This window comes from Pseudomonas marincola (assembly GCF_900682675.2).
GTDB lineage: Bacteria > Pseudomonadota > Gammaproteobacteria > Pseudomonadales > Pseudomonadaceae > Aquipseudomonas > Aquipseudomonas marincola.
In genome coordinates, this window is the sequence record NZ_LR215729.2 from 3,558,973 (window position 1) to 3,569,427 (window position 10,455).

10 protein-coding genes are annotated in these 10,455 nt (G+C 58.3%); 6 read left to right on the top strand and 4 right to left on the bottom strand.

All coding sequences use genetic code 11. The features are described 5' to 3' along the window. Positions 1-2: 2 nt before the first annotated feature. Positions 3-881 carry a sulfate ABC transporter permease subunit CysT gene (gene cysT, locus PMYSY11_RS16540; RefSeq protein ID WP_069899721.1) on the top strand — a complete coding sequence of 293 codons (879 nt, stop codon included), beginning with the start codon at positions 3-5 and terminating at the stop codon, positions 879-881. Beyond that, on the top strand, positions 878-1,708 hold the full coding sequence (gene cysW / locus PMYSY11_RS16545) for a sulfate ABC transporter permease subunit CysW (protein WP_069899604.1): 831 nt from the start codon (positions 878-880) through the stop codon (positions 1,706-1,708). Before cysT ends, cysW begins: the two co-directional genes overlap by 4 nt. Before the next feature lie 200 nt (positions 1,709-1,908). Here the strand turns inward: cysW and PMYSY11_RS16550 are convergent, their stop codons facing one another. Genes PMYSY11_RS16550 through PMYSY11_RS16565 form a run of 4 tightly spaced genes read right to left on the bottom strand, consistent with a single transcriptional unit; the run spans position 1,909 to position 6,237 of the window. Then, positions 1,909-3,303, bottom strand: coding sequence for an amidase (locus tag PMYSY11_RS16550; RefSeq protein WP_069899605.1), 1,395 nt, complete (start codon positions 3,301-3,303; stop codon positions 1,909-1,911). Next, a complete protein-coding gene (locus PMYSY11_RS16555; protein WP_069899606.1) occupies positions 3,300-4,598 on the bottom strand; it encodes a TRAP transporter large permease in 1,299 nt (432 codons plus the stop codon). Before PMYSY11_RS16555 ends, PMYSY11_RS16550 begins: the two co-directional genes overlap by 4 nt. Next, complete coding sequence (locus PMYSY11_RS16560; RefSeq protein WP_069899607.1) at positions 4,595-5,167, bottom strand: TRAP transporter small permease subunit; 573 nt, start codon at positions 5,165-5,167, stop codon at positions 4,595-4,597. The genes PMYSY11_RS16555 and PMYSY11_RS16560 overlap by 4 nt, the downstream gene beginning before the upstream one ends. A gap of 29 nt (positions 5,168-5,196) precedes the next feature. After that, on the bottom strand, positions 5,197-6,237 hold the full coding sequence (locus tag PMYSY11_RS16565; protein ID WP_069899608.1) for a TRAP transporter substrate-binding protein: 1,041 nt from the start codon (positions 6,235-6,237) through the stop codon (positions 5,197-5,199). 332 nt (positions 6,238-6,569) lie between these two features. Here PMYSY11_RS16565 and PMYSY11_RS16570 point away from each other — a divergent pair, with 332 nt between their 5' ends. The 4 genes from PMYSY11_RS16570 to PMYSY11_RS16585 all read left to right on the top strand — a co-directional run bounded on the left by PMYSY11_RS16570 (position 6,570) and on the right by PMYSY11_RS16585 (position 10,451). Then, complete coding sequence (locus PMYSY11_RS16570) at positions 6,570-7,247, top strand: GntR family transcriptional regulator (RefSeq protein ID WP_197737959.1); 678 nt, start codon at positions 6,570-6,572, stop codon at positions 7,245-7,247. 252 nt (positions 7,248-7,499) lie between these two features. After that, on the top strand, positions 7,500-8,228 hold the full coding sequence (locus PMYSY11_RS16575; RefSeq protein ID WP_069899610.1) for a maleate cis-trans isomerase family protein: 729 nt from the start codon (positions 7,500-7,502) through the stop codon (positions 8,226-8,228). Position 8,229: 1 nt separating this feature from the next. After that, a complete protein-coding gene (hydA, locus tag PMYSY11_RS16580) occupies positions 8,230-9,669 on the top strand; it encodes a dihydropyrimidinase (RefSeq protein ID WP_069899611.1) in 1,440 nt (479 codons plus the stop codon). After that, positions 9,666-10,451 (top strand): 2-keto-4-pentenoate hydratase, encoded by a 786-nt coding sequence (locus PMYSY11_RS16585; RefSeq protein ID WP_069899612.1) that lies wholly within the window; start codon positions 9,666-9,668, stop codon positions 10,449-10,451. The genes hydA and PMYSY11_RS16585 overlap by 4 nt, the downstream gene beginning before the upstream one ends. The last annotated feature ends 4 nt before the right edge of the window (positions 10,452-10,455 follow it).

The following is a 10,455-nucleotide window of genomic DNA, read 5'->3' on the forward strand; positions in this document are numbered from 1 at the left end:
TGATGGCGGCTTGTGCATTCAGGGACATTTGCGTGCTTACAACTCCCCGCTTTTTTGTGCAGAAACCCGTACTGCCAGGCTTTGGCCTGAGCTTTGGTTTCAGCACGTTTTATATTTCTCTGGTGATCCTGTTCCCTCTGTCGGCACTGCTGCTTTATGTCAGCGACATGAGCTGGGCGCAATACTGGCAGGCCATCAGTGATCCGCGCGTGGTGCAGAGCTACAAGGTGACGGTAAGCGGCGCGTTCTACGCCACGATAGCCACCGTATTGATCGGCATGTTGCTGGCCTGGATCATCACCCGCTATGACTTCCCTGGCCGCCGCCTGGTCGATGCTTTCATCGACCTGCCATTCGCGCTGCCCACCTCGGTTGCAGGTTTAACCCTGGCCACCCTGCTCGCCCCCAGTGGCTGGCTGGGCATGTGGCTTGAACCGATGGGCATCAAACTGGCCTACGCCTATCCCGGCATTCTGATCGCAATGGTTTTCACCAGCCTGCCCTTCGTGGTGCGCACCGTGCAGCCAGTGCTGCAAGACATGGGACACGAATACGAAGAGGCCGCCCGGACCTTGGGCGCTAATCGCGTGCAGACTTTTTTCCACGTCGTATTGCCAACGCTATTACCGGCGTTGATGACCGGCGCATCGCAGTCATTCATTCGCAGCCTGGGTGAATTTGGCGCGGTGATCATGCTGGCTGGCAACATTCCGTTCAAGACGGAAGTGTCCTCGCTGATGATTTTCGTGCGCTTGCAGGAATTCAACTATCCGGCGGCAGCAGCAATTGCCTCGGTGATTCTGCTGGCCTCTCTGGTACTGCTGTTCAGCCTGCAAGTGCTGCAGGGTCGAATCTTCAAATGGCAACGGCAAGGCAAATGAAAAAACCTCAACACTGGCACCAGTGGCTCTTGATCGGCCTTGGCTTGAGCCTCGTCACGCTTATTCTGCTAATCCCGCTGGCGCTGATTTTCAGCAAGGCGTTTTCCGGCGGTCTGGCCCTGTTGTGGGGCAACCTCAACGAAGATTACATGATCCACGCCATTGGCCTGACGCTGCTGGTCGCGGCCATGACGGTGCCAATCAATCTGGTGTTCGGCATCTTGCTCGCTTGGTGCGTAACCCATTACGACTTCCGCGGCCGCAAGCTGCTGACCACTGTGATCGACATTCCCTACGCGGTGTCGCCCGTGGTGGCCGGCCTTTGCTATCTGGTGGTGTACGGTATCGAATCCTCGCTGGGCCGCTGGCTCTACGATCAAGACATCCAGTTGATGTTTGCCTGGCCGGGCATTGTCATGGTCACGGTATTCGTTACCGCGCCCTATGTCGCGCGTATTCTGATACCGGTGATGCAGGCTCAGGGCCAGGATGAAGAGACCGCCGCCATGTGCCTTGGCGCAAACGGCTGGCAGATTTTCCGCAATATCACCCTGCCGAAAATCAAGTGGGCATTGCTCTATGGCGTAGTGGTAACCAACGCACGGGCGGTGGGCGAGTTCGGCGCGGTGTCAGTCGTGTCCGGCACCATCATCAACCAGACGCTGACCCTGCCGCTGCTGGTTGACCAACTCAACAACGACTACAAACCGGCCGCGGCGTTTACCGCCGCCGCATTACTGGCGATGATGGCATTGCTGACACTGCTGCTGAAAACCTTCATGGAATGGCGCCAACGCACCTTGATGCAGCGCGCCGAGGCCAGCTAGAGCCGCTATTCGCTGTAATCGCAGATTGAAAAAGACGCCCGCGGGCGTCTTTTTTATGGCTGACGGTTTAGTCGCGCCCCAGGTCAAAGGCTTTCATTGCGCCGTTTGTAAGCTGAGCAGCCCGAGGTTTAATTGGTGTGATTGGCCTGCGCCTGTAAGGGGAGCTTAATACCTGTTGGTAACCGACAGCAGCCAAACATTCAGCTACTTGCCTGCCACAACTTATTAAACCGAGAGTGCCAAGGCATCGCCCGTTCGATGCGCGCAGCCAGCGCTAGTAAATCGCTATCGGTGCCCATGGGCGCGACTAATTGAATGCCTATCGGCAGCCCTTCGCGGGACTCTGCAATCGGCAGGCTGATCGCCGGGACACCTGCAGCATTCACCCAGCCAGTGAAGATCGCATGGCCACGCGGACCGACTGGCTGGCCATCAATGGTCTCGGGATAAGCCTGTTCGGCGGGCCACGGCAAGGCGGCTGCCGTAGGCATCAACAGTACGTCATAGTTTGCAAACATTCGGTCAACTGCGACTCGTAGCGCCTCGACTTGCTCGATAATGGCCCATAAACGGCTCGCCGGCAGGCGCTCCCCGGCGTCGGCGAGTTGTTGATATTTGGCAGACGCACCAGTGCACCATTGTGGATAACTGGCAAACAGATGAGCCAGACCGATCTGACCAATCTCAGGCCAAGCCCGATTCAATGCACTCAGATCAATCGGCAGCTCGGCTGTTACAACCGTACAGCCCAACTGCTCAAGCAAGCCGGCAGCTTCGGCCGTAGCGCAGCGGACCTGCGGATCTACCGGCGCGCCATCGAGAGTTTGTACATAGAGCACACGCTGCAATTGACGCCTGGCTTGCACCCGCGCCAATGAACGGCGATCGCGGGTATCAGCGCCAGACAGCAAGCTGAACATCAACTGCACGTCGGCAACGCTGCGCCCCACCGGCCCGACTACTTCAAAGTCCAAGAGCAAGCCGGGAAATCCTGCGCCCCGGGCAATCGCGCCGATTGAAGGCTTTAAACCGACCAGCCCGGTGTGCGCGCAAGGCCGACGGATTGAGCCGCCGCCATCGGTACACAACGCCAACGGCGCAATACCCGCCGCCACAGCCGCCACCGCACCGCCACTGGAACCGCCGGGCGTAAGCTGGATATCCCAAGGATTGCGCGTGGTGCCAAACAAGGCGTTGCCGGTGTAACCCTCAAGGGTAAACTCCGGCACATTGGTTTTTCCCACCAGCACCGCGCCCATGGCCCGCAAGCGCGCCACAGGCAATTCATCAGCTGCAAAATTATCTGCCAACGCCGGGCATCCCCATGTAGCGGGCACACCTGCCATCAACAGATTGTCCTTGATAGTCATCGGGATGCCATCAAGTTCGCTCAACGGGCAACCTGCGGCATAGCGCGCCTGACTGGCCAGCGCGGCGGCATGTGCATCAGGGGCCAGTGCGATAAGCGCATTGATTTGCGAGTTGACCTCGGCGACACGCTCAAGCACCGACTCGAGCGCCGCAACCGGCGACCACAAGCCCTGTCGAAAACCTTGCCCCAACTCGACTGCGCCCAGTTGCCATAGCTTGCTCATGCAGCCTTCCCCGGCAGCCAGGTGACGATATCCGGCATGGCTATAAGCAGCAGCGAGAACACCATCATGATCGCGGCGTACGGCAGCGCTCCACGGATCACATCCGTCATGTTGCCTTTGTCCGGGCGAATACCGTGCACCACAAACAGGTTCATGCCCACCGGCGGCGTGATCAGACCGAGTTCACACATCAGCACCACGAAGATTCCGAACCAGACCGGATCAATGCCCAGCGCGATGGCCATCGGGAAGGTGATCGGAATCGTCGCCACCTGCATCGACAAAACGTCCATGAACATGCCCAGCACCAGATAGAACACCACCAGCACCAACAGGAACGCCGTGGCGCTGAGGCCCAGCGAATTGACCCACGCCGACATGTCCTCAGCAACGCCCGTCAAGCTGATGGTCAGGTTAAGGATGAAGGCCGACGTGATGATCAGCAGAATCATTCCGGACACCCGTGCCGTCTGAATAAAGCAGGTGCGCAGGGTCGGCCAGTTCAGCGCCCGCGCAGATGCTGCAAATCCCAGCGCTACCATCACACCTAGCGCCGCCGATTCAGTCGTGGTCGCAAGGCCGGTATAGATGCTGCCCATGACCACGCCGAAAATCACCACAGGCGCAATCAGGTGCACCGAGGCACGCAACTTGAGCGCCAATGGCACGTTTGCTTCACGCATCGCCGCTTTTTCAGCGCCGCAATGGGTAAGCGCAATAAACAACATGAACAAACCGCTTAACAGCAAACCTGGAACGATACCGCCCATGAACAACTGGCCAATCGAGGTATTGGTCAGCGAGCCATAAATGATCAGGTTGACGCTCGGCGGTATCAGGATGCCCAGCGTGCCGCCCGCCGCCAATGTGCCCAGCGACGGCGCCACCGCATAACCGCGCGCCTGCAAAGATGGTAACGCCACAGTACCGACTGTTGCAGCAGTGGCCACTGACGATCCCGAAGTGGCGGCGAACAACGCGCAAGTGGCGATATTGGAATGCAGCAAGCCTCCGGGCAAACGCCCCATCCACGCCGACAACGCCAAATACATGCGGTCGGCAATACCGGCGCGCAGCAGAATTTCACCGAGCAGAACGAACAGCGGAATCGAGGTCAGCAGATTATCGTTCTGCACGCCCCACACCACCGGAGAAATCGAATCGAGAAACGGTATGCCATACGCCAGCACACCTCCAATAATGCCAACAACCGCCATCACCACAGCAATCGGCAGACCTGCCAGCATCAGCAGAATCATCGCCACAAAGGCGATCAGTACAAATACGACACTCATACCGGCTTCACCTGGCTGCGTTGTTCGATGTTGCCCAGTTCTTCGGCCAGTTCATCTTTGGCCCCGCGTGGATTGAAGCCATGGTTCAGCGCATGAATGCGGCGGTTTACCAGCAAGTACGTCGCCCGAACCGCCATGCCGAACGCTACCAGCATGAAAATCACCTGTCCGGCAAACCACAAGCTCTGTGGATAAATCAGCGGCGTTGCCCATGGCGTTTGTGCGGTGCTTTGATAGTCCAGCGTGTCGCGCACCACGCCCCAACTTAGGAAACCCAACAGGCCTGCAAAACTGGCCATCAGCACACTGGAAAACCAGTTCAGCGCCGCCTGCCAACCCGCCGACAAGCGCTCATAGAACACATCCACACGAATGTGATTACGCCCGAACAAAGCCAGCGTGAAGGCCAGCGTAGCCCCAACTGCCAAGGCATATCCGCCCAACTCATTGGCGCCTTGCAACGAGACGCCAAGGAGCTTTCGCGCCAGCACTTCGATGCTGATCCAGCCGGACAGGGCGATAAAGATGCCGCCAAATATCGCTGCAAGCGTGTTTTCGATACGCGACATGATGATCGCCCTCCGCTGAATGGTTTGGGTTACTTCAGGCCAACAACCGGACCGACCTTGGCTTTCCAGTCAGCCGAACACTGTGGGTTGACCTTGTCGCATACGGCGGCCCAGTTCGGCAGCGAAATAGACTGCAATGCGCCCTTGAGCAACTGGCGATCGGCATCACTGGGTTCAACGCTGATCAGCTTGTATTTCTTGCCAGTGGTGCACGGTTCCGCGCCAACGTTGCAATTCAGAGCATCCTTATAAAGCTCTTCGGAGTACGCCCAGATTTTGCTGTTGAGGGTGTCGAAGGCTGTCTGCAACTTGGCTTGCTGCCCGGCGTCGAGTTTGTTCCAGGACTTGAGGGAAATGCCGTAGCCGTTCAGGCCCATCTGCACGCCGAGGGGAATCTGCCTAGTGGCAATTTCTGTCCAGCCTGCCGAGTTGGCCGAGCTTGGGCCGGTGATCGCGCAATCAACCACGCCGAGCGAAAGGGACTGATGCGTTTCAGCAAAGCTCATTGGCACCGGAATCCCGCCGATGGACTCAACGAACTGCGCAAGGTTCTGATCCGATACGCGCACCTTCAAACCCTTAACGTCGGCAAAGCTTGCAACCGGCGACTTGCAAAAGAGAATTTGCGGACCGAAAGGCCAGACACCCAGCAGCTTGACGCGAAACTGCTTCTGCAGGCGCTGATCGAGGGTATCGAAATAGGCATCCGCAACCTTGCGACCAGTCTCGTAGTCTGGGTTCAGGCCAACCAGATCAAGGCCCAGCAAGGCCGGTTCATCGCGCGAGTTTTGCGAGGCGCGGATCGAAACCAGATCGAACAGGCCGGACTTAAGTACACGCAATTGCTCGGTGTCCTTGATCCCGGTGGTGTCGATTGGTTTGTAGTCCACCGTGACCGGCAACCCGGTATTTTCAGCAAAGTTCTCAAAGAACGGCTGCTCGATGTTCTTCTGGATCAGGCCGGTTGCCAACGGCTGGCCGATTGCCTTCCATTTGATCGCTTCATCCGCCTGAGCGGAGCCGATTGCAAGGGTCGCGATCAAGCTGGCAACGAGGGGGGTGATTCTCATAAAGGGCAAACTCCTGGACGATTGGCTGTTTTGTGGGTCAGCGAACTGCAAGTGAGTACATAACTTTCAAATGTATTGCGTACATTCTTGAAATCACTTTTGCAGGTACTGTGCCAATCAGCTGTATACCCCTGCGTAGCGGGAAAGGCTGCTCGCTGCTCGCCTGAAGTGATCACTTACCGGGCATGAGACTGGCACCGCGAGGGTGCGCGACGCTGAAGGAGGCACCGCATGAGTGCAGTTTGTTGTGTCACTTGACAGCGACAGGGGTACTGCTCATTGTTCAGAATTATTGGGTACAATATTTTTGTACAATTGATTGAGGCTGAATCGTGGAATCAACCAACAAGCCGGGCATTAATGAAATTGCCGACCGCATCGTCAACGCGATCATGGAGCACCGGCTACCTCCCGGCATCAAGCTTGCGGAGGAGAAACTGGCCAGCGCGTTCGGGGTCAGCCGCACCAAGATTCGCCAGGCGTTAACCCGGCTTGCCAAAGATGGCCTGGTACGCCTGACGCCCAACCGCGGCGCCTTTGTGGCAAGCCCAACCGTACAGGAAGCGCTCGACCTGTTTGCCGTGCGCCGCCTGCTCGAGCCCGAGGTTATTCGCAACACCGTTGAACGAGCTGGCAAGGCTGAAATTGACCGCCTCAACCAGCATTTGAAGCTCGAAGCCGAGGCCCGCGCACGTCAGGACCGGCGAGCAATCATCAAGCTTTCCGGTGAGTTTCACATGCTTCTCGCCGAGGTATCCGGCAACAGTTTCATCAGCAAGATGATGGCTGAACTGTGTCCGCTTACCTGCTTGATCATTGCCCTGTACGACTCGCCGCAAACCCCGGCCTGCCCCGAAGACGAGCACAGCAAGATCGTCGAAGCAATTACCGCCAAAGACAGCGATAAAGCCATTGAGCTGATGCTCCATCATCTCAACCATGTCGAGAAGGAACTCAATCTGGGTGGCCACAGCAAGCCCGATATCGACTGGGACCAGATGTTCGGCTAAGCCATTCACCAGCTGCCCAGCCCGTACACCTGCCCTGTAGAAGTTGCCCGGCCCGGAGGCAACTTCTACAGGAAAGACATACCGTTCAATCCCCAGCGCGCCTCCAGCCTTGACCTTGCCGAGCAGTTATTGGCAGGCATATTGCTTAGATAAACTACAAGATTGCATCCAATTTTGTTTTTTATTATGGATGCACATATATTCAAACCAACAGGCTCATGCGCTGGGCTGCAGATAAACGGATCTTCATTAATGACTAAACGTATTCGGCTCGGCGTGCTGACGCCCTCCTCCAACACCGCACTGGAACCCATCACCTCCGCAATGGTTGCCCAAGTGCCAGGCGTTACGGCGCACTTCTCACGGTTCACGGTGACTGAAATATCGCTGGCCGAGCAGGCACTCGGCCAGTTCGATGACAGCAAGATTCTCGCCGCAGCCAAGTTACTCGCCGATGCGCACGTCGATGTGATCGGCTGGAGCGGCACTGCCGCAGGTTGGCTTGGGTTTGAGCACGACCGTAATCTGTGCCGCCGCATCACCGAAGCCACCGGTATTCCTGCCACCACCTCGGTGCTGGCGCTGAATGAGATCCTCCAGTGCACGGGCCGCGAAGACTTCGCGCTGGTCTCGCCCTACACCGCCGATGTGCAGCAACGCATCATCAGCAACTACACAAGCGCAGGCTTTGTCTGCAAGGGCGAGTCGCACCTGAATATCAGTGTGAATTTCGACTTTGCCGAAGTGGATGCACAAACCCTGACCCGCCAGGTCATGGATATGGCCAAGACCAACCCTGCTGCAATTCTCACCTACTGCACCAATCTGCAAGCCACACCACTGGTTAAGGAATGGGAAACCGAATTGGGCATCGCAGTAATCGATACCACCGCCACTGTCGTCTGGAAAATGCTGCGCATGTGCGGTGTCGACACCACAACCATCAACGGCTGGGGCCGTTTCTTTGCGGAGGCCAAATAACATGGCTGCATTTGATCTGGTCATCCGCAACGCCCGTTGCGCTACGGCGGCCGACACCTTCAATGCCGACATCGGCATTATTCAGGGGCGCATTGCCGCGCTTGGGCTCGACCTTGCTGGCGGCGCAGAAGAAATTGATGCGGCCGGACGCTGGGTGTTGCCCGGCGGTATCGACGCGCATGTCCATTTCGACCAGCCGACCAATGACGGCTCGCGCATGGCCGATGACTTTCTCACTGGCACCCGCTCGGCAGCGTGCGGCGGCACCACCACGGTGATCCCATTCGCCTGCCAGCAGAAAGGCCAAAGTTTGCGTGCAGCGGTTGAGGACTATCACCTGCGCGCCGAGGGTAAGGCCAGCGTTGACTATGCATTCCACCTGATTGTCGCGGACCCGACCGACAATGTGCTGGACGTTGAACTGCCCGCGCTGATCCGCGAAGGCTACAGTTCGTTCAAGATTTACATGACCTACGATGATCTCAAGCTCAACGACCGGCAGATCATCGATGTGCTCGCCGTTGCCCGCGCCGAAGGGGCGATGGTGATGATCCACGCCGAGAACACCGACTGTATTTCGTGGCTCACCGAGCGCCTGCTCAAGCAGGGTAAAACCGCACCCCGCTACCACGCGCAATCGCGGCCGATGCTGGTTGAACGGGAAGCGACGCACCGCGCTATCGCCCTGTCTGAGCTGGTCGATGTGCCGATTTTGATTGTTCACGTCTCGGGGCGTGAAGCGGTCGAGCAGATCCGCTGGGCGCAAGGTCAGGGCCTGCGCATTTATGCCGAAACCTGCCCGCAATACCTGTTCCTCACCGCCGAAGATCTCGGCCTTGAAGACGATGAACACAACCACGGCGCGAAATGCATTTGCAGCCCGCCGCCGCGCGATAAAGCCAACCAGCAAGTCATTTGGGATGGCCTTGAGTCAGGGCTGTTTCAGGTGTTCTCATCGGACCATGCGCCCTTCTGTTTTGATGGCCCGGACGGCAAGAAAGCGGCCGGCGCAGACGCCAGTTTCGACAAGATTCCCAACGGCATTCCCGGCGTCGAAACGCGCCTGCCGTTGCTGTTCTCGCACGGCGTTCTCAATGGCCCGCTGGAGATGAGCCAGTTTGTCGCGTTAACGGCCACCAACCCGGCGAAAACCTACGGGCTTTATCCACGCAAAGGTTCTATCGCCGTGGGCGCCGACGCCGATCTGGTGATCTGGGACACCGGCCTCGAGCGCACGATCAAAAATACCGATCTGCACCACGCCGTCGACTACACACCTTATGAAGGCATAGCCGTGAGCGCCTGGCCTGCGATTACCCTGCTGCGCGGCGAGATCGTCTGGCGTGACGGCGAGTTCACAGGACAGGCTGGCAAGGGCCAGTTCCTGCCGTGCGACTTACCCACACCCGCGCACCCGAAAACCCGCAAGGACAACTCATGACCGACACATCACAATTGCACGACGCATTGATCGAGGCGTGGCGTTCGGGCACGCCGCTCAGCGAGGAAGCGGCTACCCGTCTGGCGCCGGCCGATAATCAGGCCGCGTATCGTGTTCAGCATCAGGTGGGCGAGGCGTTGCAATGGTTTGCGCAAGGCCGCCCGCGCGCCTGGAAAATTGGCGCGGCCAGTAAGGAATCACTGCCTACCGCCGCGCCGATTGCCGATGCGGTGGTTGTTCACGGCTTGCCCGAAAGCCCTGCACAGTTGCCACTGAGCACACGCCACACGTTGTTTGGCATCGAAGTGGAGCTGGCCATTCGTTTGGCCCGCGACTTGCCGGCAAGCGCCGATGCCGCGCAAATAAAGGCGGCGGTTGCCGAGGTCATTGTCGCCATTGAAGTCTGCGATGTGCGCGCGCAAGCCTGGCAAAAATTGCCAGCCACGTTTCGGCTGGCAGACCAGCAGATGAATCGCTGGCTGATTCTTGGCAATGCGACTGCGGGAGGCTGGCAAGACGACTACGCGCAGCGTGGCGTGCAATTACAGGTGAATGGTGCGCCATTTGCACTGAAGGACTCGCGTCACCCGCTGGGTGATCCGCTGTGTCTGTTGCCGTGGTTGTGCAATCACGTCGCCGAGCAATATCCGGCTGGGCTGCGCGCAGGCGACGTCATCACCACCGGCACCTGGACCGGATTGTATGAGGCGCAACCGGGCGACCGCATCTGCGCCAGCTTCGACGGGCTCGGCGGCGTCGCGCTGAATATCGCCAACGCCTGAACCG